Consider the following 23598-nt stretch of genomic DNA (forward strand, 5'->3'; position numbering starts at 1 on the left):
CCCATGAGCGAGACCACCGCCGCCTCCCACGCCTGGCCCCTGTGGGAGGTCTTCGTCCGCGCCAACCGCGGCCTCTCCCACGTGCACGCCGGCTCGCTGCACGCCCCGGACGCCACCCTGGCGCTGCGCAACGCGCGTGACCTGTACACCCGCCGCAACGAGGGCACCTCCGTGTGGGTCGTCCCGGCCGAGGCCATCGCGGCCTCAGACCCGGACTCCAAGGGCGGCTTCTTCGAGTCCGCGCAGGGCAAGTCCTACCGTCACGCCACCTACTACCAGCAGTCCGAGGGGGTGCCGCACCTGTGAGCTTCGCGACCAACGACTCCGCCACGAGGCACTCCGCGGGCGTGGCCATCACCGCCGAGGAGATCGCGGCGGGCGAGCAGAAGGCGAGCGACGACGTCGCCCGCTACGCCCTCGCCCTCGGCGACGACGCCCTGATGCTCGGCCAGCGCCTGTCCTGGTGGATCTCCCGCGCCCCGGAGCTCGAGGAGGACATCGCCCTGGGCAACATCGCCCTGGACCTCGTGGGCCACGCCCGCTTCCTCCTCTCCTACGCCGGCACCGCGTGGGGCAAGACCGAGGACGAGCTCGCGTACTTCCGCGACGAGGAGGAGTTCCGCTCCGTCCGCCTCGTGGAGGCCGAGAACGGCGACTTCGCCAAGACGATCGCCCGCCAGCTGTACTACTCCTTCTACTCGTACGAGCTGTACACCCGCCTGCGCGAGTCCACGGACTCCACGCTCGCCGCCATCGCGGACAAGGCCCTCAAGGAGGTCCTGTACCACCAGGACCACGCCGCCCTGTGGCTGCAGCGCCTGGGCCTGGGCACCGAGGAGTCGAAGCGCCGCATGCAGCGCGGCCTGGACGAGCTGTGGCCCTACGTGGCCGAGCTCTTCCACGACGACGACGTCGTCCGCGCCCTCGCCGAGCAGGGCGTCGCCGTGCTGCCGTCCTCGCTCGAGGAGCCCACGATGACCCGCATCCGCGCGGCCATCGAGGAGGCCGGCCTGACCGTCCCGACGACGGGCACCGCCCGCGGCGGCGACCGTTCCGGTGCCATGAGCGAGTACCGCGGGTACATCCTCGCGGAGATGCAGTCCCTGGCGCGCCGTCACCCGGGAGCGACCTGGTGACCACCGCCAGCGAGCTGCGCCCCGCCGATCCCGCCGACGCGCGGGTCTGGGATGCGGCCTCCACCGTGCACGACCCGGAGATCCCCGTGCTGTCCATCGCGGACCTCGGGATCCTCCGGGAGGCACGGGCCGATGGCGAGAGGGCCGTCGTCGTCATCACGCCCACCTATTCCGGCTGTCCCGCCATGGACACCATCACCACGGACGTCAGCCGCGCGCTCGAGCGCGCCGGGTTCCCCGACGCCGAGGTGCGCCTGGTGCTCCAGCCGGCGTGGACCACGGACTGGATGACGGACGAGGGCAAGGCCAAGCTCAACGAGTACGGCATCGCCCCGCCCGTCGCGCGCACCACGGACGGCCCGGTCAGGATCGGCATGGCCGTGAAGTGCCCGCGCTGCCACTCCCTGAACACCCGCGAGATCACCCGCTTCGGCTCCACCTCCTGCAAGGCCCTCTACACCTGCCGGGAGTGCCTCGAGCCCTTCGACTACTTCAAGGTGCACTGATGACCGAGACCACCGACGTCCCCACCACCGGCAAGCGCCGCGCCACGTTCAACACCCTCGAGGTGTCCGAGCTGCGCCGCCTGACCGACGACTCCGTGGAGATCACCTTCGCGGTGCCCGAGGAGCTCGCCGACGACTACGACTACGTGCCGGGCCAGTACGTGGCCCTGCGCAAGGAGCTCGACGGCGCCGAGGTGCGCCGCTCCTACTCGATCTGCGCCGTCCCGAAGCGCGGCGAGATCCGCGTGGCCGTGAAGAAGGACATCGGCGGCAAGTTCTCCACGTGGGCCAACGAGAGCCTCGAGGTCGGCGAGAAGATCGACGTGATGAACCCGCAGGGCGCGTTCACGTCCCGCACGCACGTCACCTCTCTCAACGACGCCCAGAAGGTGGCGGCGGAGAAGGTCGCGGAGAAGAAGGACACGCACCTGGTGGCGTTCGCGGCCGGCTCGGGCATCACCCCGATCATGGCGATCGCCAAGGCCGTGCTCGCGGCCTCCGAGACCTCGCGCTTCGACCTGGTCTACGCGAACCGCTCCGCCATGGACGTGATGTTCGCCGAGGAGATCGGCGACCTCAAGGACAAGTACCCGGCCCGGTTCACGGTGCACCACGTGCTCTCCCGCGAGCAGCGCGTGTCCCCGCTGCTCTCCGGCCGCATCGACGAGGACAAGCTCACCACCCTCCTGGACCGCGTGATCGACGTGGAGGGCACCGACGAGTGGTTCCTCTGCGGCCCGTTCGAGCTCGTGCAGCTCACGCGTGAGACGCTCGCCGCCCGCGGCGTGTCCGAGGACGACGTGCGCTTCGAGCTGTTCACCACCGGCCGTCCGGAGAACCCGCAGGGCCACTCCGGACGTGTCGTCGAGGTGGACCCGAAGGGCGACAACGTGACCATCGAGTTCAACCTCGACGGCCTCACCGCCAAGGTCGAGTCCCCCAAGTCCGCCCACGAGACCGTCCTCAACGCGGCGCTGCGCGTCCGCTCGGACGTGCCCTTCGCGTGCGCCGGCGGCGTGTGCGGCACCTGCCGCGCCAAGGTCGTCGACGGCGCGTACGAGATGGACGAGAACTATGCGCTCGAGAAGGACGAGGTGGAGAAGGGCTACGTGCTCACGTGCCAGACCCGCCCGACCTCCGACTCGATCACGCTGGACTTCGACGCCTGAGCGCCCGCCCACGAGACCGAAGGAGCCCCCGATGATCGAGATCACCGTCGAGAACGGCGTCGCCGAGATCGTGCTGGACGCCCCCCAGAGGATGAACGCCCTGGACGAGGCCGCGCTGGCCGAACTCCAGGCCGCCTACGAGCGGGCCGCCGCCGGCGTCGAGTCCGGCGAGGTCCGGGCCGTGCTGCTGCGCGGCGAGGGCCGCGGCTTCTGCGCGGGCCGCGACATCTCCGCCGTGGTCCCGGCCGAGGACGACGCCACCGCCTACCTGCGGGACAAGGTCACCCCGGTGCTGCGGGCCATGTCCGCGATCCCGGTCCCCACCTTCGCGGCGGTGCAGGGCGCCTGCCTGGGTGTGGGCCTGGGCCTCGCGATCGCCACGGACGTGGTGTACGTGGCCGAGGACGCGAAGATCGGCTCGCCGTTCGCGAACCTCGGGGCCACCCTGGACTCCGGCGGCCACTGGCTGTTCACCGAGCGCCTGGGCGCGCACCGCACCCTGGACCTGATCTACACGGCCGAGCTCCTCTCGGGCGTCGAGGCCGTCCAGGCCGGGCTGTTCTCCCGGGCCCTGCCCGCGGACGAGCTGCTCGAGTTCACCCGTGCGAAGGTCGCCCAGGTGGCCTCCGGCGCGACCCTCGCGTTCCGCGCGTCGAAGGAGCTCGTGGCCCAGGTCCGCGACCGGCGCGTGGGCCTGTGGGAGTCCCTCGACGCGGAGAACATCGCCCAGGGCGAGCTCTGCGGCACCGCCGACTACGCCGAGGGCTTCCATGCCTTCCAGGAGAAGCGGAAGCCGGAGTTCACCGGCCGCGGCTGAGCCGCCGCACCCCGCCACCGACGACGGCGCCGCACCCTTCGCACGAGGGGCGCGGCGCCGTCGTCGTCCCGGCTACGCCGCGTCACATTCCCGTCATCAGCCTGGATCGTGGCGTAAGTCACATGGGATCGTATGCGGTGACGGGTGTCACTTCCCGACCGATCGGTCGGGTGCCACACCGTCCCGCCGCCGTCTCACGGTCGGCCGCCGCACCGCATCCCAGGAGCACCCATGAGCCACACCGTCGCATCCCCCGCGGCGACCGCCCCCGCGCGCGATCGCCGCGAGGAGCGCAAGGTCATCGCCGGCACCGTCGTCGGCACCACCATCGAGTGGTACGACTTCTTCATCTTCGCCCAGGCCACCGCACTCGTCTTCGCCGCCCTCTTCTTCCAGCCGATGGGCGAGAGCGGCTCCCAGATCGCCGCGTGGGCCACCCTCGGCATCTCCTTCCTCATCCGCCCGCTCGGCGCGATCGTCGCCGGCCACCTCGGCGACCGCTTCGGCCGCAAGTTCGTCCTTTCCCTCACGCTGATCGGCATGGGCCTGGCCACCACCCTCATCGGCCTGCTGCCCACCTACGCCCAGATCGGTGTGTGGGCCCCGATCCTGCTCGTCGTGCTGCGCCTGCTGCAGGGCCTGTCCGCCGGCGGCGAGTGGGGCGGCGCGGCGCTACTGTCCGTGGAGCACGCCCCCCACGGCAAGCGCGGCCTGTTCGGCTCCGCCCCGCAGATCGGCGTGCCGCTGGGCATGATCCTGGCCACCGGTGTGCTGTTCATCGTGCGCTCCACCATGTCCGAGGAGCAGTTCCTCACCTGGGGCTGGCGCATCCCGTTCCTGATCTCCGTGGTGCTCATCGTCGTCGGCTACCTGATCCGCAAGGCCGTCGAGGAGTCCCCGGTCTTCAAGGAGATGCAGCAGCTCAAGGTGGACGAGTCCGCCCCGCTGGGCGAGCTCTTCCGGCACCACACCAAGGAGGTCATCCTCGCCGCCGTGATCTTCGCCGCGAACAATGGCGTCGGCTACCTGCTCATCGCGTGGTTCTCGAAGTACGGCGGTCCGAAGGGCCTGGGCATGACCTCCTCCGAGGTGCTCATCGCGAGCCTCGTCGGCGGCGTCGGCTGGTTCATCTTCACCCTGCTCGGCGGCTGGGTCTCGGACAAGATCGGCCGCAAGCTGACCTTCGTCCTCGGCTACGGGTTCCTGATCGTCTGGGCCTTCCCGCTGTTCGGGCTGCTGAACACCGCGTCTCTGCCGCTGTTCTCGCTGGGCCTGTTCGTCCTGACCCTCGGCCTGGGTCCGTCCTACGGTCCGCAGTCGGCGATGTACGCCGAGATGTTCCCGGCCCGCGTCCGCTTCTCCGGCGTCTCCATCGGCTACGCGCTCGGCACCATCATCGGCGGCGCCTTCGCCCCGCTGCTCGCCGACCAGCTCGTGAAGACCGGCTGGGAGAACGTGGCCTGGTACATCATCGTGATCTCCGCGATCTCGCTCATCGCCGTCCTGTTCGTCCCCAAGGGCATCCAGGACCGCGAGCTGCACGACGAGCAGGTCGTCGCCACCCGCTCCCACCCGGTGGTCCCGGCCTGATCCGGGCCGCCTGACGGGCTTCGCCCGTCCCCACCCCACGACGACGGCGCGTCCTCCTCCGGAAGGGCGCGCCGTCGTCGTGCGGTGCGCGGGCCGGACCGGGCCGGCGCCGAGGCCCGCAGACACGCCGCCACGTCGGGGACGAAACGGCGCGTCTGCGGGCCTCCGTGCGGGGTGCGCCGGGTCAGACGCTGATCGACGTGGCCTCGGCGCGGCCGCCCGGCCCCGTCTCCGCCCCGTCACACCCCGCCCCCGCAGTTGACCCCCGTCACACCGGCCCGGGATACTGAACCTGAACGCACGGTCGGTAATTCGCCGCGCCCGCCTCGTCGTCGGTCACTCAAGGAGTCTCCATGTCCGCACAGTCCCAGGCCCTGCTCGTCGGCGGTCGCCGCACGCCCGTCGGCAAGTACGGCGGCGCCCTCTCCTCCGTCCGCCCCGACGACCTCGCCGCCCTGACCATCAAGGCCGTGATCGAGGACGCCGGCATCGACCCGTCGGTCGTGGACGACGTCATCCTCGGCAACGCCAACGGCGCCGGCGAGGAGAACCGCAACGTCGCCCGCATGGCCTGGCTGCTGGCCGGCTTCCCGGACACCGTCCCGGGCATCACCGTGAACCGCCTCTGCGCCTCGGGCATGTCCGCGATCGGCATCGCCACCGCGATGGTGCGCTCCGGGATGGCCGACGTCGTCGTGGCCGGAGGCGTGGAGTCGATGTCCCGCGCCCCCTGGGTGATGGAGAAGCCGACGACGGCGTTCGCCAAGCCCGGCGCGGCCTTCGACACCGCGATCGGCTGGCGCTTCGTGAACCCGCGCTTCGCGGACGGCGAGTTCGGGGAGAAGTTCACCTTCTCCATGCCGGAGACCGCCGAGGAGGTCGGCGAGGTGGACGGCATCACCCGCGAGAACGCCGACGCCTTCGCCGCCCGCTCGCACGAGCGTGCGCTGGCCGCCATCGAGGCCGGCCGCTTCGCGGACGAGATCGTGCCCGTCGTCGTCACGGGCCGCAAGGGCGCCGAGACGATCGTGGACACGGACGAGGGCCCCCGTCCCGGCTCCACCCCCGAGGTGCTCGCCGGCCTGCGCCCGATCATCAAGAAGGACGGCGTGGTCACCGCCGGCAACTCCTCCTCCCTCAACGACGGCGCCTCGGCGATCCTCGTCGTCTCCGAGCGGGCCGCGCAGAAGTACGGCCTGACCCCGCGCGCCCGCGTCGTGGAGTTCACCTCGGCGGGCCTGGCCCCCGAGATCATGGGCCTGGGCCCCGTCCCGGCCACCGAGAAGGCCCTCGCGCGCTCCGGCTGGTCCGTGGCGGACCTGGGCGCCGTCGAGCTCAACGAGGCCTTCGCCACCCAGTCCCTGGCCTCGATGCGGCGCCTCGGCCTGGACCCGGAGACCGTCAACGCCGACGGCGGCGCGATCGCCCTGGGCCATCCGCTGGGCTCCTCGGGGTCGCGTCTCGTGGTCACGCTGCTCGGTCGGATGGAGCGCGAGGGCGCGGACAGGGGCCTGGCCACGATGTGCGTGGGCGTGGGCCAGGGCTCCGCGATGCTCGTCGAGAGGGTCTGAGCAGATGACCGACTTCAGCCACTTCTCGGCGCTGCACGTCGAGGAGCGCGAGGACCGCGTCCACGCGCGCATGGACCGCCCGGGCGTGCGCAACGCGATCGACCAGACCATGGTCGACGAGTTCCACGAGCTCTGCGCCCACCTCGAACGCGAGCCGAAGATCCTGATCATCTCGGGCACGCAGGTGGAGTCGAAGTGCGAGCCGGGGACGTTCTCCGGCATCTTCGCCTCCGGCGCGGACATCGGACAGCTGCGCGAGCGCCGCCGCGACGACGCCCTGCGCGGCGTGAACTCGCAGGTCTTCGACCGCATCCACCGGCTGCCCATGCCCGTGATCGCAGCGATCGACGGCTTCGCCCTCGGCGGCGGCGCGGAACTGGCCTACGCGGCCGACTTCCGCATCGCCACCCCGGCGCTGAAGATGGGCCAGCCCGAGACGAGTCTGGGGATCACCGCCGCTGCGGGCGCCCAGTGGCGGCTCAAGGAGCTGGTGGGCGAGCCGGTGGCCCTCGAGCTGCTGCTCGCCGGACGGATCCTGGACGCGCAGGAGGCCCTCGAGCTCAAGCTCGTCACCGAGCTGCACGAGCCGGAGGCCCTCCTCGACGCCGCCGACGCCCTCGCCGACCGCATCGCGCAGCAGGACCCGCTGGCGGTGCGGCTGTCCAAGCGCGTCTTCCACCTCCCCCGCGAGGCCCACCCCCACGTGGACGAGATCGCGCAGGCCATCCTGTTCGAGTCCGAGGCCAAGTTCGAGCGCATGCAGGCGTTCCTCGACCGCAAGAAGAAGTGAGGACTGACATGACCGATCAGCAGCACACCCCTGATGCCGCGCCGTCCTCCGTGCCCGCCGTCGTCGGCGTCCTCGGCGGCGGCCGGATGGGTGGCGGCATCGCCCACGCGTTCCTCGTCTCCGGCTCGTCCGAGGTGGTCGTCGTCGAGCGCGACCCGCGGTCGGCCGAGGCCGCCAGGGAGCGCATCGAGGCCGACCTGGCCGCCTCCCTGGACCGCGGCAAGATCGACGGCGACCTGGACGAGTGGGCGCAGCGCCTGACCGTCACCGTGGACCGCGCCGACTTCGCCCGCTGCGACCTCGTGGTCGAGGCCGTGTTCGAGGACATGCAGGTGAAGATCGAGGCGCTCACCGACGTCGAGGCCCACCTGCGCGAGGACGCCTGGCTGGCCAGCAACACCTCCTCCCTGTCCATCGACGAGATCGCCTCGCACCTGCAGCGTCCCGAGCGCTTCTGCGGCCTGCACTACTTCAACCCGGTGCCCGCCTCGAAGCTCGTGGAGGTCGTGATCGGCGAGCAGACCGGTGCGGAGCTCCAGGCCCTGTCCACCGAGTGGGTCCGCGGGCTCGGCAAGACCCCCGTCGTCGTCAAGGACGCCCCGGGCTTCGCCTCGTCGCGCCTGGGCGTGGCGATCGCGCTCGAGGCCATCCGCATGGTCGAGGAGGGCGTGGCCTCCCCCGAGGACATCGACGCCGCCATGGTGCTCGGATACAAGTTCCCGGTCGGCCCGCTGGCCCTGACCGACATCGTGGGCCTGGACGTGCGCCTGGGCATCGCGGAGTACCTCGAGTCCCAGCTGGGTGAGCGCTTCGCCCCGCCGCAGCTCATGCGAGACATGGTGGCCCGCGGCGAGCTCGGCCGGAAGTCCGGCAAGGGCTTCTTCGACTACCGCTGAGCCCCCGGGGCAGGCGCTTTCGAACGGGAGATAGGGCCTATCTCCCGTTCGAAAGCGCCCATTCCCCCGATATCACGTTCGAAAGTGCGGGGCGGGGCGGGCGCGGCTAACGTGGCGGGCATGGACGAGCCCACGCTGCTGCGCATCGCCCGCGACCGCGCCCTCGAGCTGCCGGGCAGCGCCGCGTCGCACCCCTTCGGCCCGGACACCGAGGTCGTGAAGGTGCAGGGGAAGCTGTTCGTGGTGTTCATCGACCACGACGGGCGCCGCCTCGTGAACGTCAAGGCCCGCCCGGAGGACGGCGCCCAGCTGCGCGCGGCCCTGCCCGCGGCGATCACGCCCGGCTATCACACGGACAAGCGGCACTGGCTCAGCCTGGCCACGCACCCGGACCTCGACGAGCAGCTCGTCCGGGACCTCGTCACGGAGTCGTACCTGCTGGTCGTGGCGAGGCTCCCCCGCACCCGGCGCCCCGTGGACCCCGAGACCTTCGGCCGGGCCTGATGTCGGTCGACCGCCCCTTCCGCTTCACCCACCGCTGGGCCGTCCCCGCGGACGCCCGGTCCGTGCTGGCCCTGCTCGCCGACCCGGCCGGCTACCCACGCTGGTGGCCGGCCGTCCCGCGCGCCCGTCGCCTGGGCCCCGACCGCGCCGCCGTCCGGCTGCGGGGGTTCGTGCCGGTGCGTCTGACGATGGAGCGTCTCATCGACGACCGTGCCCGCGGCCTTCTGGTCGCGCGCCTGAGCGGGGACCTGACGGGCACCGTGCGGGTCACCGTCCACGACGACGGCGCCCCGGCCGGACACGCGCCGCGCTGCGTCGTGGCGTGGGAGCAGGAGGTGGTGCTGACCTCGCCGTGGATGCGCGCTGTGTCCCGCGTGCCGGGCGCCCGCGCCGCGATGGGCCTCAGCCACGCGGCCGCGATGCGCTCCGCGCGTCGGGCGCTCGGGGCGAAGGCCGTGCCGACCGCTGATCCCGCTCGAACGTCTCGTCCATGACGGCCCGGCGCCCCGGCCGGCTCAGAGCTCGGCCTGGGCCTCGTCCCACTCGCGGGACAGCGGCGGGCGGGAGAGGCCGTCGAGGAGGCCGTCGGCGGGGTCGACGCCGAGCTCCACGATCCTGTTGTCCGCGTCCACGTGGACGACCTTGGGCTGGAAGTTGCGAGCCTCGTCGTCGTCCATCTGCCCGTAGGCGATGAGGATGACGATGTCCCCCGGATGCACCAGGTGGGCGGCGGCGCCGTTGATGCCGAGCACGCCGGAGCCCCGTTCGCCCGCGATGGTGTAGGTCTCCAGTCGCGCGCCGTTGGTGACGTCCACGATGGACACGAGCTCGCCGGGGAGGATGTCCGCGGCGTCCAGCAGGTCCTGGTCCACGGTCACGGAGCCCACGTAGTGCAGGTCCGCCTGGGTCACGGTGGCCCGGTGGATCTTGGCGTGGAACATGGTGCGCAGCATGCGGCAGAACTCTCCGGATGAGGGGGTGGGTCGGGTCCGAGAGGACCGGTGCTCGATTCTACGCCGGTCCGGAGACGAGGGGCAGGGGCCGACGCCGGCCCGAGGCTCCCGCCCCTCTCGCCGAGGCCCGCAGACACGCCGTTACCGCCAGGCCGTAGCGGCGCGTCTGCGGGCCTCGACAGGTCAGATCCACGACGGCGGCACTCGGCCCGGCATCGTCCGCGCGGCCACCAGGCCCCGCAGCTGCCGCACGAAGAGCTCCCAGTGCCCCGGCAGGAACACGTCGGCGGTCACCCGGATCACCTCCCACCCCTCCGCGCGCAGGGCCGCGTCCCGCTCGCGGTCCTCACGCCACTGCCGGCGATCCGTGCGGTGCTGATCGCCGTCGTACTCGACGGCCACCTTGGCCTCCGCCCACACCAGATCGACGCGGAGCCGCTGTCCCGTGGCGAGGCGGATGCACGGGTTCACCGCGGGCTCGGGGACGCCGTCCAGGACGAGCCGCACCCGCAGCCGGCTCTCCTGCGGCGAGTCGGCCCCGGGACGCACGAGCTCCAGCGCCTCCCGGGCCGCACGGATCCCGCGCACCCGACCGCGTTCCTCGACGGCGGCGCGCAGCTCGGCCACGTCCGTCACCCCGGGAGGCAGCCGACGGCGGCGGGCCTCCGTCGGGGCGGTCCGAACCATGCTGTCCCCCAGCGCGACGAGATGCTCGAGCGGCCCGGCGTGCGCGGCGAGGTCCACGAAGGTCCACCCCGGTGCGGTCACACGCACCCCGTCCACGATCCGCACCGGTGCGTCGGCGCGGAGGCGGTGTGAGCGGATCCCGGCCCGGCTCGACGCGGTGCCGTGGCCGCGCGGGGTCGCGATGTGCACGGACCGGTCGGCGGCGAGCGGCCCGGTCAACCACAGGCCGAGCACCCGGGCGGCCGTGACGTGGCTGAACACGCCCTCGGGGTGCAGATCCTGCAGTGCCCGCACATGATCCATGGGGTCCGGTGCGACGCCGCGCAGGCCCCAGAGCCCCCAGCCGAGGGAGACCACGTCCCCGCGCCGCAGCCGGGCCGCACTCACGCCCGCCTCGCGCGCGGCCGGGGTCGAGAACACGGTCGGAGCGCGGAGGAGGCCGTCCAGTCCGCAGCGCATCGGAGGCAGGGGCGCGGGCGAGCGGGGCATGGGCCGAGCGTGCCCGATCCGGGCGGGCCGCCGTCGTCGTCCGCCGGGATCTGTGGACGACGCCCCGCCGAGGCCCGCAGACACGCCGCCACGTCCTGGCCATAGCGGCGTGTCTGCGGGCTTTGGCGCCACGGGTCGCCGCCAGACCCCACCCCACCCCTCCCCACGACGACGGCGTCACCCGCCCGGCTCCTCCTCCCGCGTGATCCACGTCTCGGCTAGGGTGAGGACCAATAACCGACCGATCGGTCGGGACTCGTCCGCGCCCCCGACACCAGGAGACCCCGTGACCGTCACCGCCCCCTCCCTCCCGGAGATCCTCCCCAGCTACGTCGCCGGCAGCTGGTGGACGCCGTCGCACCCGTCCAAGGTCACCGATGTGACGGACGCGAACACCGGCGCGCGCCTGACCGGCGTCTCCACCGACGGCCTCGACACGGCCGCCGCCATCGAGCACGCCCGCACCGTCGGCCAGCAGGCCCTGGGCGCGCTGACCATCCACGAGCGCGCCCTCAAGCTCAAGGAGCTCGCGCTCTTTCTGAACTCCCGCGTCCAGGAGCTCTACGACGTCTCCTTCGCCACCGGCGCCACGCAGCGCGACCACGCCTTCGACGTCGACGGCGGCATCGGCACCCTCTTCACGTTCTCCGGCAAGGGCCGCCGCGAGCTACCGAACTCCACCGTGATCATCGACGGCGACGTGGAGCCCCTCTCCCGCGACGGCTCCTTCATCGGCGAGCACATCTACCAGCGCATCCCGGGCGTGGCCGTGCAGATCAACGCGTTCAACTTCCCTGTGTGGGGCATGCTGGAGAAGTTCGCCCCGGCCTTCGTCGCCGGCGTGCCGACCGTGGTCAAGCCGGCCACCCCCACCGGCTACGTCACGCAGAAGTGCGTCGAGCTGATGCTCGAGTCCGGCGTGCTGCCCGAGGGCTCGATCCAGCTGATCTCCGGCTCCGCCCGCGACCTGCTGGACCACCTGGACTACCGCGACCACGTCGCGTTCACCGGCTCCGCCGCCACCGCGGCCACGCTGAAGAAGCACCCGAACGTGCAGGAGGGCGGCGTCCGCTTCACCGCGGAGACCGACTCCCTCAACGCCGCCATCCTCGGCCCGGACGCGGACCCGGAGTCCCCCGAGTTCGAGGCGTTCGTGAAGGCCGTCTTCCAGGAGATGACGGTCAAGGCCGGCCAGAAGTGCACGGCCATCCGCCGGGTGATCGTCCCGCAGGACCGCGTCGAGGCCGTGACCGCCGCCCTCACCGAGCGCCTGGCCGCGAAGGTCGTCCTGGGCGACCCGCGCGTCGAGGGCACCACCATGGGCGCCCTGGCCTCGAAGGAGCAGCAGGGCGAGGTCCGCGGCGCGGTGCAGCGCCTGGTCGACGCCGGCGGTCAGGTCCGCCTCGGCGGCCCCGAGGGCTCGACCGGCGACGCCGACGCCGAGTCCGGCGCGTTCTTCGCCCCCACGGTGCTCACCTTCGAGGACGCGCGCACCCCCGAGGTGCACAGCGTCGAGGCGTTCGGCCCGGTCACCTCGGTGATCGGCTACACGGACGTGGCCGACGCCGTGGCCCTGGCCGCCCTGGGGTCGGGTTCGCTCGTGGCCACGGTCGCCACGAACGACGGTGAGACCGCCCGCGCGTTCGCCGCCGGGATCGGCGCCCACCACGGCCGCGTGCACGTCCTGAACCGCCAGACCGCCACGACCACCACCGGTCACGGCGCCCCCGTGCCGGTGCTGATCCACGGCGGCCCCGGCCGCGCCGGCGGCGGCGAGGAGCTCGGCGGGGTCCGCGCCGTGAAGCACTACATGCAGCGCACGGCGATCCAGGGCTCCCCGGACATGCTCACGGCCATCACCGGCGTGTGGCATCAGGGCGCCGCGGCCCACACGGTGACGCGCGAGGACGTGGAGGCCGGCACGGCCGTGCACCCGTTCTACAAGTCCCTGGCCGAGCTGACGGTGGGCGACCAGTTCGCCTCCGGCCTGCGCACCGTCACCCTGGAGGACATCACCGCCTTCGCGGAGGAGACCGGGGACAGGTTCTACGCCCACACGGACGAGGAGGCCGCCATGGCCAACCCGTTCTTCCCGCGCCGGGTGGCCCACGGCTACCTGCTGGTCTCGTGGGCCGCGGGGCTGTTCGTGGCCCCGGATCCGGGCCCGGTGCTGGCCAACTACGGCCTGGAGAACCTGCGCTTCATCACGCCGGTGACCTACGACGACGCCATCCGCGTGACCCTGACGGCCAAGCGCATCACCCCGCGCGTGAGCGACGAGTACGGCGAGGTGGCCTGGGACTGCCGGATCCACAACCAGAAGGACGAGCTCTGCGCCCAGTACGACGTGCTGACGCTCGTGGCCAAGACCTGGCCGATGGCCCCGTCCGAGACCTCCCAGGGCTGAGCCCCCCTGCTTCGACGGGCCGTCCCGTGCGCCCGCTGCGCGCCGGGCGGCCCGTCGTCGTCCCCGGGAACAAGGAGCGTGCCCGGGACGTTCACCTGTACGTCCCATTCGGACCGCGAGAGAAGAAGGTCGACACACATGTCCGAGTTCACCCGTTTCGAGCAGGTCACCGTGCTGGGCACCGGTGTGCTGGGTTCGCAGATCATCATGCAGGCGGCGTACCACGGCAAGAAGGTGATGGCCTACGACGCCGTCCCCGCCGCCCTCGAGGGGATCGAGCGCCGCTGGGCGTGGATCCGCCAGGGCTACGAAGCAGACCTCGGGGAGGGCTACGACCCGCAGCGCTTCGACGAGGCCATCGCCCGCATCACGCCGACCTCGGACCTCGGCGAGGCCCTGGCGGATGCGGACATCGTGGTCGAGGCCGTACCGGAGAACCTGGAGCTCAAGCGCAAGGTGTGGGCCCAGGTGGGCGAGCTCGCCCCCGCCACGACCCTGTTCGCCACGAACACCTCCTCCCTGCTGCCCTCGGACTTCGCCGACGCCAGCGGCCATCCGGAGCGCTTCCTGGCCCTGCACTACGCCAACCGCATCTGGGCGCAGAACACCGCCGAGGTCATGGGCACCGCCGCGACCTCGCCGGAGGCCGTCGCGGGAGCCCTGCAGTTCGCCGAGGAGACCGGCATGGTCCCCGTGCACGTGCGCAAGGAGATCCCGGGCTACTTCCTCAACTCCCTGCTCATCCCGTGGCTGCAGGCCGGCTCCAAGCTGTACATGCACGGAGTGGGCAACCCGGCGGACATCGACCGCACGTGGCGCGTGGCCACCGGCAACGAGCGCGGCCCGTTCCAGACCTATGACATCGTGGGCTTCCACGTGGCCGCCAACGTCTCCCGCAACACGGGCGTCGACTGGCAGCTCGGCTTCGCTGAGCTGCTCGAGAAGAGCATCGCCGAGGGCCACAGCGGCGTGGCCGACGGCCAGGGCTTCTACCGCTACGGGCCGGACGGGGAGAACCTCGGCCCGGTGGAGGACTGGAACCTGGGCGACAAGGACACCCCGCTCGGCTGACCTCCTCGACTGACGGATCAGGGGCCGTCCGGTGCGCACCCCGCATCGGGCGGCCCCGACGCATGCCCCCGCCGCTTCCTTGTGGCATCCGTCACAGCGCACGTAGAGTCGGGCCATGACGACCCCCCGACTCCCCCTGCTCGGCGCCCTCGCCGTGGGCGCGCTCGCCCTCGCCGGGTGCGCGGGCGGCGGCGGCGCGGAGCCCTCCTCCCCCGCCCCCTCGTCGGCGTCGTCCACGACGACGGCGGCCTCGCCAGCGTCCACGTCGCCCGCGGCCAGCAGCTCCACGGCCCCCACGTCGCCCGCCGCCAGCAGCTCCACGGCGAGCACGGGCGGCACCTCCGCCTCGGGCAGCCTGTCCCTCGAGATGCCCCCCGCGCTGAACGGGCAGCGGACCCTGGCGGTGCAGGCCGCCGTGCAGCGGGCCGCGGGGCCGGGGTCCGAGGTGGGGCTGAGCGCCGCCTCGCCGTTGGAGCGGCAGACGGAGCTGCGTCAGCGGGCCGCCGGCCTGGAGCAGACGGTCGACGCCGGCGCGAGCCCGGCTCCCACCCGCAGCGCGGAACAGCAGGCCTGCCTGGACGCCGCCCGCTCCGACCTGGAGCGGGACGCCGAGGCCGGGGCGGCGGACCTGGGGCTCACGGCCCAGCCGGAGACGGCCGCCACGACCGGCGGCGGGCCCACCTCGACGCCGGTGCCCTCCTTCACGGCGTCCCCCGACGCCGAGGTCACTCCGCTCGGCGTGCGCGTCACCGTGTACCCCACGGAGGAGGCCGCCCGCGCCGCCCTGGAGGACGCCCGAGCGGCGGCGCAGGCCTGCACCGGGGTGGACCTGGCCGGGCTCGGCGTGGAGAGCGTGACGCGGACCGAACACGAGGGCGGCACCGCCTACACGGCGCTCCCGGCCCCCGGGGGGTCCGTCTACTCCCACCTCACGGCCGTGCAGGACGGCGCCCGCACCGTGGCCGTGGCCCAGGCCGACGCGGACGGCGGGGTGCCCCCGGACGCCGAGGACCGTGCGGCCTCGATCGTGGCCGACGTGCTCGCCGCGCTCGACGGCGAGGGCTGAGGACAGCGGCCCCTCAGCCCCGCAGGCCCCCGAGCACCACGCCCGTGACGGCGTCGATCATCTGGCCCGGTCCCTGCTGGCCGGGGACGCCGCGATCCGGCCGGTACCAGTCGACGATCGAGTTGATCATGCCGAGCGCGAGGCGGGCGAGGTTGCGCGGGGTCACGTCGGAGCGCACCGCACCCGCGGCCTGGGCGGCCTCGAGCAGGTCCCCGAAGCGCCGGGTGATCTCACGACGACGCTCGACGGCGGCCACCTCGACCGCCGAGTTCCCGCGCAGGCGCAGCAGCAGGGTCACCTCGGGCTGCTTCTCCGCCAGCACCCCGAGCGTGCCGCGGATGGCCGCCTCGACCTGCGCGCCGGCGTCGACCCCGCTGGCCACCACATCGTCCAGGCACGCCTCGAGGGCGTCGAGCGCCTCCGTCACCGCGTGGTCGAGGATCGCCTCCTTGGACTCCACGTGGTGGTAGATCGCGGACTTGGAGATGCCCAGGTGGGTGGCGAGCATGCCCATGGACGTCGCCTCGTAGCCGTGCCGGTTGAAGAGCTCGACGCACTCGGCCAGCAGCGTCTGCCGGTCATAGCCGGGCCGGCCGCGGCGCGGGGTGGGGCTGCTCTGGGGCACGGGGCTCCTTCGGGGGCGGGCGGACGCCGACGACGGCGCACCGGTCCACTCTACCGGGCACCCCGGCGTCGGGATCGGCCGCGGGGACGGGATCAGGCCTGGTCGCGCAGGTCGTAGATCCGCTTGAGCTTGCCGGAGGAGCGGGCCAGGGACTCCGGCTCCACCACGTTGATCATGCACGAGGAGCCGATCTTCGTCTTGATCTCCATGCGCAGGTGCGCGGCGCAGGCCTGGGCCTCCTCGAGGGTCGCATGATCGCGGCGCTCGATGTTCACGGCCATCTGGTCCATGCGGTCCGGACGGGTGATCTCGAGGGTGAAGTGCGGCGACAGGGCCGGCTCCTTGAGGACCAGCTCCTCGATCTGCGACGGGAACAGGTTCACGCCGCGCAGGATGATCATGTCGTCCGAGCGGCCGGTGATGCGGCCCATGCGGCGGTGGCCCGGGTGTGTGGTGCCCGGCAGCAGGCGGGTGAGGTCGTGGGTGCGGTACCGGATGATCGGCAGCGCCTGCTTGGTGAGCGAGGTGAAGACGAGCTCGCCGTGGCGGCCGGTCTCGAGGACCTCGTCCGTGAGCGGGTCGATGATCTCGGGGCGGAAGTGGTCCTCCCAGATGTGGGAGCCGTCCTTGGTGGCCGCGGACTCGCCGGCCACGCCCGGGCCCATGACCTCGGAGAGGCCGTAGATGTCCAGGGCGTCGAGGTCGAAGGTCTGCTCGATCTCGCGGCGCATCTCCTCGGTCCACGGCTCCGCGCCGAGGATCGCGACCTCGAGGGAGGACTCGCGGGGGTCCAGCCCGAGCTTCTTGAAGCCGTCCGCGATGGTCAGCAGGTAGGTGGGTGTGGAGAGGATGGCGCGCGGTTGGAAGTCGGTGATCAGCTGCACCTGCTTCTCCGTCTGCCCGCCGGACATCGGGATCACGGCCGCGCCGATGCGCTCGGCGCCGTAGTGGGCGCCGAGGCCGCCGGTGAACAGGCCGTAGCCGTACGCGTTGTGCACGCGGTCACCGGGGCGGATGCCGCCGGCGCGGAAGCAGCGGGCGACGAGGGTGGCCCACGTGGCCAGGTCGTCATCGGTGTAGCCGACCACGGTGGGCTGGCCGGTGGTGCCGGAGGAGGCGTGGATGCGACGCAGCTCGGGGCCCGTGGCGGCGAACGCGCCGAACGGGTAGTTCTTCCGCAGGAACTCCTTGTCCGTGTACGGGAACTTGGCGAGGTCCCCGAGCTCCCTGTAGTCCGAGGGGTGGACGCCGTGCGTGTCGAAGTGCTCGCGGTACGCGGGCACGTTCTCGTAGGCGTGGTGCAGGGTCCAGCGGAGGCGTTCGAACTGAAGCGCCTCGATCTGGTCCCGGCTCATCGTCTCCTCGGGGTCCGGGGCCCCGCGGTCGGCGGGGGCGGGCAGGGGTGCCGGCGTGTACGGGTTGGGGATCGAGGCCTCGAGCATGGCGTTCTCCTGGGGATGCGGGGTCGGGCGGCGGTCGACGACGGCGGCGCACCGGCGGGTGCGCCCGTCGGTCAGCGTCCGGGGGCGGGGATGGTGCGGGAGCGGCCGCGGAAGGCGGCCACCGGGGTGCCGTCGTCGGTGGTGACGGTGATGTCGTAGACGGCCGAGCGGCCCGCGGCGGCGACCAGGCGCCCCTCCGCGACGAGGGTCTGCCCGGCGCGCGTGGCCGCGAGGAAGTTGACGTCCACGCCGGAGGCCACGGTGAGGGTGGAGCCGTCCGAGGCGGGGTCGTTGCAGGTCAGCGCGAAGCATGTGTCCGCGAACGCGAAGACGGCGCCGCCGTGGGCCAGGCCGAAGCCGTTGTGCTGGTCCTCGGTGAGCGTCATCCGGATGCGCGCGTGGTCCTTCTCGGCGGCCTCCAGGGTGACGCCGAGCCACCGTGCCACGCGGTCCTCCGCGAGCATGGGGTGGTGGGCGGTCTCGGTCATGGGCGGGCCTCCCTGCCGGCAGGGGCGCGCCGGCGCGGCGGCGCAGAGAATTACTGAACGATCATTAGGTAACTCCCTGGATGTGACCCACGTCAAGTCCGGCCCGGTGTGTGACGCGCGCCGCCGCCCTGCCGCCGCCGGGGCGAGGCGCGCCGGGACCCTGTGGGCGGGCCCTGCCCATCGTGTCCGCAGCTGCTGTCTAGGGTGACGGCATGGTGACCTTCGCGCCGGACCGCGCCTCCTTCATGCTCAGCCCCTCGGACATCACCGCCGCCGCGACGTGCACCTACGGGTGGCTGCGGGGGACGGTGGACCCCGCGCTCGGGCGCGCCCCGCGGATCGGCGTGGCGGATGCGTTCCTCGAGCGGGTCTCCCGCCTCGGGGACGAGCACGAGTCCCGCGTGCTCGCGCGACTCGAGGCGGAGCACGGCGCAGACCAGGTGGTCCGGCTCGCCCGCCCGGAGCGATACACGCCCGAGGGTGTGCGGGCCGCCCGCGAGCGCACCGCGGCGGCGTTGGCCGCGCGTCCCGCCGTCGTGTTCCAGGGGATGCTGCACGACGGCGCGTTCCGCGGCCTGGCCGACTTCCTCGTGCTCCGCACGGACGAGGAGCACCCCGAGGGTGCGTACGAGGTGGTGGACACGAAGCTGGCCCGGCATGCGCGGGTGACGGCGCTGCTGCAGATCGCCGCGTACGCGGACCTGCTGGACGGCATGGGCGTGCCGCGGGCGCGGCAGGGCAGCCTGTGGCTCGGGGACGGTTCCCGGCACGTCGCGGACCTGGACGAGGTGATCCCGGTGTACCGGCACCAGCGCGCCCGGCTGGAGGCGCTGCTGCAGGATCATGTGGCCGCCGGGGAGCCCGCCCGCTGGGGTGACGACCGCCTGAGCGTCTGCGGCGCATGCGAGGCGTGCGAGGAGGCCGTCGCCGAGCACCGGGACGTGCTGCTCACGGCGGGGGCCACGCGATTGCAGCGCACCCGGCTGCGCGAGGCCGGCATCATGACCATCGAGCAGCTCGCGGCGTCCGTCGCACCGCCGGAGGGCATGGCCCGCCGCACGTGGGAGGCACTGCGGGAACAGGCGGCGATCCAGCTGGAGCCGGCCGGGGCGGACGGGCTGCCGCCGCATCGGATCGTGGACCCGCGGGCCGTGGCGGGGCTGCCCGTGCCGGACGCCGGAGACGTCTTCTTCGACTTCGAGGGGGACCCGCTGTGGGTCTCCGCGGACGGGAGCATGGAGGGCCTCGAGTATCTGTGGGGCTGGGTCGAGGCGCCGGGCGGGGACACCGCGCGCACCGCCTCGGCCGACTTCCGGTTCACGGGCCTGTGGGCGGACACCCGTGCCGCCGAGCGGGCGGCGCTGGAGGAGTTCGTGCGCTTCGTGGAGGCCCGTCGCGCGGCGCACCCCGGCATGCGGGTCTACCACTACGCGCCCTACGAGGTCACCGCGCTCAAGCGCCTCACGGTGCGCCACGGGGTGGGCGAGCGGGAGCTGGACGACTGGCTGCGCGCCGGCCTGTTCGTGGACCTGTACTCCACCGTCCGCGCGAGCCTGCGGGCGGGCGTGCCGAGCTACTCGATCAAGAGGCTCGAGCCGCTGTACATGGGGGTGGAGCACCGGGCGGAGGACGGCGTCACGACGGCGGCGGACAGCGTCACCGAGTACCACCGGTACGTCGCCGCGCTGGAGGCCGGAGACACCGAGGTCGCGCGGGCGATCCGCGCCGACATCGAGGACTACAACCGGTACGACTGCGTCTCCACGGCGCGGCTGCGGGACTGGCTGCTGGAGCAGGTGGGGCGCACCGCCGAGCACGGCGCCACGGCACCCCGGCCCGACGACGATGAGCACCTCGTCGAGCCCGCCCCCGCCTTGGAGGGCGAGGACGCGCGCCTGGAGGCGGACCTCCTGGGCCTCCTGCCCACCGCGGACGACGCGGACGCCGTCCTGGACGACGAGCAGCGCGGCGTGGCCCTGCTCGCCGCCGGGCTGGGCTTCTACCAGCGCGAGGACAAACCCGTGTGGTGGGCCTTCTTCGACCGCGGCATCTCCCCGCCGGATGAGTGGCAGGACGCCCGCGCCAACGTCGTGGCGGACCGCGTGGACGTGGCCGAGGACTGGCACCGACCCAAGGGCGCTCGGACCTTCCAGCGGGTGCTGCGGATGACCGGCACCCTGGAGCCGGGGAGCTCGCTGCAGCCCGGAGCCGAGGCCATCACGGTGTACGAGGACGTCCCGGCGGACCGCCGCGACCTCCTCCAACCCAACGCGGTGCGCTGGGTCGGTGCCAAGGCCGTCGTGGAGGACGTCGAGGACCGCCCGGACGGCAGCTCCGTGGTGCTGCTGCGGGAGAAGATCCCCACGCAGGACGTGGAGCAGCATTCGGAGCTGCCCATGGCGGCGTTCGCCCACACGGTGGTGAACACGGACAAGCTCAAGGAGCGCCTGCGCGAGCGCGCCCGGACCGCGGTGCAGGCCGGCGGTCTGCCGGGATCGGGAGGCGACGCCGCCGCCCCGTCCACGGCCGCCTTCGACATCCTGGCGCGCCGCCCCCCGGCGACCGCCGGCCGCCCCCTGGCGGCCATCTCCACCGAGCTGCGCGAGGGCGACTCCGCGCCCGCTCCCGCCCGCCAGGGCTGGGAGGCGCTCGTGGAGGCGCTCGAGTCCGCGCGGGGCTCCTACGTCGCCGTCCAGGGCCCTCCCGGGACGGGCAAGACCCACGTGGGGAGCCACGCCGTGAAGGCCCTGCTCGAACGCGGGTGGAGCGTGGGCGTCACGGCCCAGTCCCACGCCGTGGTGGAGAACTTCCTGGGCAAGCTCGTGTCCATCGGGGTGCCGAAGAAACAGGTGCTCAAGGCGGAGAAGCGCGGCAAGGACGCGCCCGAGCGCCCCTGGGCCACGGTGTCGGACGCCAAGCCGTACATCGGCCTCCCCGGCCACGTCGTCGGCGGCACCGCCTGGACCTTCGCGCACGAGGACGTGCAGGAGTTCGACCTCCTGGTGATCGACGAGGCCGGGCAATTCTCCCTGGCGCACACCCTCGCCGCGGCGGCCATGGCCCGCACTGTGCTCCTGCTCGGCGACCCCCAGCAGCTGCCGCAGGTCACCAAGGGGACCCACCCCCAGCCGATTGGCGAGGCCGCGCTGAGCTGGCTGGCCGCCGACGAGCCGGTGCTGCGCGCAGACCGCGGCTTCTTCCTGGACACCTCCTGGCGTATGCACTCCGCGCTGACGGAGGCCGTCTCCACGCTCTCCTACGCCGGCGAGCTCGGCGCGAAGGAGGACGTCACGGACGCCCGCCGCCTCGACGGCGTGGAGCCCGGGCTGCACCCGTGGCCGGTCTCCCACACGGGCAACGCGGTGTCCTCGCCGGAGGAGGCCGCGGCCGTCGTCGAGATCATCCAGTCACTGCTCGGCCGCACCTGGTCCACCGGCCCGGACGACCCCGGCCGGCCGCTCGAGCCGTCCGACGTGATCGTGGTGGCCCCGTACAACGCGCAGGTCGCCACGGTCCGGGAGGCGCTCGACGCCGCCGGTCTCGAGGGCACCACCGTCGGCACCGTGGACAAGTTCCAGGGCCGGGAGGCCGCCGTCGCGATCCTGACGATGGCGGCGTCCTCACCGCAGGAGGTGCCGCGCGGGCTGGACTTCCTCCTGAACCGTAACCGGCTCAACGTGTCGATCTCGCGCGGACAGTGGGCCGCCTACCTCGTCCACTCCCCCGCCCTCGCGGACGCGCTGCCCACCCGCCCCGAGGACCTGCCGATGATCGGCGCGTTCCTGCGGCTCGTGCACCGCTGACTCAGCCGGCGGCGCCCTGGCGCAGCAGGAACCGCTGCAGCTTGCCGGAGGGGGTCTTGGGCAGCCGGTCCACGAAGTGCACCCGGCGCGGGTAGGCGTGCTTGGAGTACTCGTCGCGGACCTTCGCCTGCAGCTCGGCCGCCAGGGCGTCCGGGTCCGCGACGGCCCCGGCGGGCACCACGAACGCCACGACCTCCTCGCCCCGCACCCCCTCCGGGTCCGGCAGGCCGACGACGGCGACCTCCTGCACCCGCGGGTGGTCGATGAGCACGGACTCCACGTCGAACGGGCCGATCCGGTAGCCGGCGGCGAGGATCACGTCGTCGTCCCGGGAGGAGAAGAAGAACCAGCCGTCGTCGTCCTGCCGGGCGGTGTCCCCGGTCAGGTACCAGCGCCCGTCCGGGGTGAAACGCTCCGCGGTCTTCTCCGGCTCCCCGAGGTAGCCGGGGAACCAGAACAGGGGCGAGGCCGCGTCGATCGCGATCTGCCCGTCCCGGATCTCCGCGGCGATCCCCGGCAGGGGCACACCCATCGAACCCGGGCGGGGCGGCGCGGCCAGCTCGGGGTGCGCGAGGGTGCAGATGACCATGCCCAGCTCGGTCTGGCCGTAGTGGTCGCGGATCTCCGTGCCGAGGGCCGTCCGGCCCCACTCGAGCACGGACGGCGGCAGCGGCTCCCCCGCCGTGGACACGCGCCGCAGCCGCAGCGGGGCGTCCTCGGTGACCTCCCCGGCCTTGGCCAGCGCGCGGAACATCGTGGGGGCGCCGGCGAGGTTCGTGATGCCCTGCGAGCGGATCACCTCGACCATGGTCGCCGGGGAGAAGGCGCCGCGGTACTGCACCGAGGTCGCCCCGAGCACCAGCGTGCCGACGATCCCGTAGTACAGCCCGTACGCCCAGCCGTGGTCGGCCGCGTTCCAGAACAGGTCCTCGGGGCGCAGGTCCACCGCGCACGTGAGGTAGACGGCGAACGCGGCGGCCGCGCGCAGCGGCACAGGCACCCCCTTGGGGCGGCCGGTGGTGCCGGAGGTGAACAGCAGGGCGATCGGCCCGTCCCCGCCGACGGCGACGTCCTCGGCCAGCGGCGCGGAGTCCGCGAGCGCGTCCCACTCCGGGCCGGTGCGGATGATCTCGATGCCCGGGATGTCCGTGAGCTTCTCGGCCTGGCGGGGCTCGGCGACGACGAGCCGCGCCGCCGCGCCCTCGATGCGCATCCGCGCGGCGCCCGCGGCGAACGCGGTGAACAGCGGCACGTGCACGGCGCCGAGCCGCCACAGGGCCAGCAGCGTGATGACGAGCTCCTCCCGTTTGGACATCATCACGGGGACCCGGTCGCCGCGCGTGACGCCGCGAGCGGCGAGGCCGGTGGCGAGGCGGCGGGAGCGGTCGGCCAGCTCGCCGAAGGTGAGGTCGACGGCGGACATGTCCTCCGCCACGAACCGGAACGCCACGGCGTCGGCCGGCCAGCGGTCGCAGAGCAGGTGGGCGGCGCAGGCGTCCGGGGTCTCGACATCGGCGACCCACCCGGCCATCAGCCGGTCGATCGTCCCGGCCTCGTGGGCCTGCCCGGTCCGTTCCGTCATCTTGGT

21 protein-coding genes are annotated in these 23598 nt (G+C 73.0%); 15 read left to right on the plus strand and 6 right to left on the minus strand.

The genetic code is table 11. The annotated features are described in order from the left end of the window. Positions 1-3: 3 nt before the first annotated feature. The 11 genes from paaB to AC3RJ9_RS09620 all read left to right on the plus strand — a co-directional run bounded on the left by paaB (position 4) and on the right by AC3RJ9_RS09620 (position 9473). Positions 4-306: a 1,2-phenylacetyl-CoA epoxidase subunit PaaB gene (gene paaB / locus AC3RJ9_RS09570; protein ID WP_020624884.1), complete on the plus strand. Its 303-nt coding sequence runs from the start codon at positions 4-6 to the stop codon at positions 304-306. Continuing rightward, positions 303-1136, plus strand: a complete 834-nt coding sequence (gene paaC / locus AC3RJ9_RS09575; protein WP_095347245.1) for a 1,2-phenylacetyl-CoA epoxidase subunit PaaC — start codon at positions 303-305, stop codon at positions 1134-1136. The genes paaB and paaC overlap by 4 nt, the downstream gene beginning before the upstream one ends. Further along, a complete protein-coding gene (paaD, locus tag AC3RJ9_RS09580; protein WP_061866840.1) occupies positions 1133-1642 on the plus strand; it encodes a 1,2-phenylacetyl-CoA epoxidase subunit PaaD in 510 nt (169 codons plus the stop codon). The genes paaC and paaD overlap by 4 nt, the downstream gene beginning before the upstream one ends. Next, on the plus strand, positions 1642-2811 hold the full coding sequence (gene paaE, locus AC3RJ9_RS09585) for a 1,2-phenylacetyl-CoA epoxidase subunit PaaE (protein WP_061866839.1): 1170 nt from the start codon (positions 1642-1644) through the stop codon (positions 2809-2811). The genes paaD and paaE overlap by 1 nt, the downstream gene beginning before the upstream one ends. A gap of 31 nt (positions 2812-2842) precedes the next feature. Then, entirely contained in the window at positions 2843-3628 is a 786-nt protein-coding gene (locus AC3RJ9_RS09590) for an enoyl-CoA hydratase/isomerase family protein (protein WP_123244416.1), read from the plus strand. A 231-nt stretch (positions 3629-3859) separates the two neighbouring features. After that, positions 3860-5218: an MFS transporter gene (locus AC3RJ9_RS09595; protein WP_061866837.1), complete on the plus strand. Its 1359-nt coding sequence runs from the start codon at positions 3860-3862 to the stop codon at positions 5216-5218. Positions 5219-5571: 353 nt separating this feature from the next. After that, positions 5572-6789: a thiolase family protein gene (locus AC3RJ9_RS09600; protein WP_060973845.1), complete on the plus strand. Its 1218-nt coding sequence runs from the start codon at positions 5572-5574 to the stop codon at positions 6787-6789. Between the two features lie 4 nt (positions 6790-6793). Beyond that, entirely contained in the window at positions 6794-7579 is a 786-nt protein-coding gene (locus AC3RJ9_RS09605; protein ID WP_060973844.1) for an enoyl-CoA hydratase/isomerase family protein, read from the plus strand. Positions 7580-7587: 8 nt separating this feature from the next. Then, positions 7588-8475 (plus strand): 3-hydroxyacyl-CoA dehydrogenase family protein, encoded by an 888-nt coding sequence (locus AC3RJ9_RS09610; RefSeq protein WP_123244484.1) that lies wholly within the window; start codon positions 7588-7590, stop codon positions 8473-8475. 120 nt (positions 8476-8595) lie between these two features. Further along, positions 8596-8979: an MmcQ/YjbR family DNA-binding protein gene (locus tag AC3RJ9_RS09615; RefSeq protein WP_119217751.1), complete on the plus strand. Its 384-nt coding sequence runs from the start codon at positions 8596-8598 to the stop codon at positions 8977-8979. Further along, on the plus strand, positions 8979-9473 hold the full coding sequence (locus AC3RJ9_RS09620) for an SRPBCC family protein (protein ID WP_119217750.1): 495 nt from the start codon (positions 8979-8981) through the stop codon (positions 9471-9473). The genes AC3RJ9_RS09615 and AC3RJ9_RS09620 overlap by 1 nt, the downstream gene beginning before the upstream one ends. A gap of 21 nt (positions 9474-9494) precedes the next feature. Here AC3RJ9_RS09620 and panD read toward each other — a convergent pair whose 3' ends face one another. Both panD and AC3RJ9_RS09630 read right to left on the minus strand, forming a co-directional pair. Continuing rightward, positions 9495-9932 carry an aspartate 1-decarboxylase gene (gene panD, locus AC3RJ9_RS09625; RefSeq protein WP_119217749.1) on the minus strand — a complete coding sequence of 146 codons (438 nt, stop codon included), beginning with the start codon at positions 9930-9932 and terminating at the stop codon, positions 9495-9497. Between the two features lie 183 nt (positions 9933-10115). Further along, complete coding sequence (locus AC3RJ9_RS09630; protein WP_095353734.1) at positions 10116-11108, minus strand: DUF559 domain-containing protein; 993 nt, start codon at positions 11106-11108, stop codon at positions 10116-10118. A 286-nt stretch (positions 11109-11394) separates the two neighbouring features. On the opposite strand from AC3RJ9_RS09630, the gene paaZ reads away from it, so the two are divergent. The 3 genes from paaZ to AC3RJ9_RS09645 all read left to right on the plus strand — a co-directional run bounded on the left by paaZ (position 11395) and on the right by AC3RJ9_RS09645 (position 15652). Continuing rightward, positions 11395-13515, plus strand: a complete 2121-nt coding sequence (paaZ, locus tag AC3RJ9_RS09635) for a phenylacetic acid degradation bifunctional protein PaaZ (protein WP_095353733.1) — start codon at positions 11395-11397, stop codon at positions 13513-13515. Between the two features lie 138 nt (positions 13516-13653). After that, positions 13654-14586 carry a 3-hydroxyacyl-CoA dehydrogenase gene (locus AC3RJ9_RS09640; RefSeq protein WP_061866831.1) on the plus strand — a complete coding sequence of 311 codons (933 nt, stop codon included), beginning with the start codon at positions 13654-13656 and terminating at the stop codon, positions 14584-14586. Positions 14587-14701: 115 nt separating this feature from the next. After that, positions 14702-15652, plus strand: a complete 951-nt coding sequence (locus tag AC3RJ9_RS09645; protein ID WP_095353732.1) for a hypothetical protein — start codon at positions 14702-14704, stop codon at positions 15650-15652. A 13-nt stretch (positions 15653-15665) separates the two neighbouring features. Here the strand turns inward: AC3RJ9_RS09645 and AC3RJ9_RS09650 are convergent, their stop codons facing one another. From AC3RJ9_RS09650 to AC3RJ9_RS09660, 3 genes are all read right to left on the minus strand, one after another. Continuing rightward, positions 15666-16277, minus strand: coding sequence for a TetR/AcrR family transcriptional regulator (locus AC3RJ9_RS09650; protein ID WP_095353731.1), 612 nt, complete (start codon positions 16275-16277; stop codon positions 15666-15668). A 92-nt stretch (positions 16278-16369) separates the two neighbouring features. Beyond that, entirely contained in the window at positions 16370-17719 is a 1350-nt protein-coding gene (locus tag AC3RJ9_RS09655; RefSeq protein WP_095353730.1) for a phenylacetate--CoA ligase family protein, read from the minus strand. Positions 17720-17790: 71 nt separating this feature from the next. Beyond that, positions 17791-18207 carry a PaaI family thioesterase gene (locus AC3RJ9_RS09660; protein ID WP_020624995.1) on the minus strand — a complete coding sequence of 139 codons (417 nt, stop codon included), beginning with the start codon at positions 18205-18207 and terminating at the stop codon, positions 17791-17793. Between the two features lie 212 nt (positions 18208-18419). On the opposite strand from AC3RJ9_RS09660, the gene AC3RJ9_RS09665 reads away from it, so the two are divergent. After that, positions 18420-22010, plus strand: coding sequence for a TM0106 family RecB-like putative nuclease (locus tag AC3RJ9_RS09665; protein WP_159833546.1), 3591 nt, complete (start codon positions 18420-18422; stop codon positions 22008-22010). A 1-nt stretch (position 22011) separates the two neighbouring features. On the opposite strand, the gene AC3RJ9_RS09670 is transcribed toward AC3RJ9_RS09665, so the two are convergent. Continuing rightward, positions 22012-23592: an AMP-binding protein gene (locus AC3RJ9_RS09670; RefSeq protein ID WP_098094205.1), complete on the minus strand. Its 1581-nt coding sequence runs from the start codon at positions 23590-23592 to the stop codon at positions 22012-22014. Between the last annotated feature and the right edge of the window lie 6 nt (positions 23593-23598).

It is taken from the genome of Micrococcus sp. 63XJN7_6_ISO-PGPR-S23-444 (genome assembly GCF_058072765.1).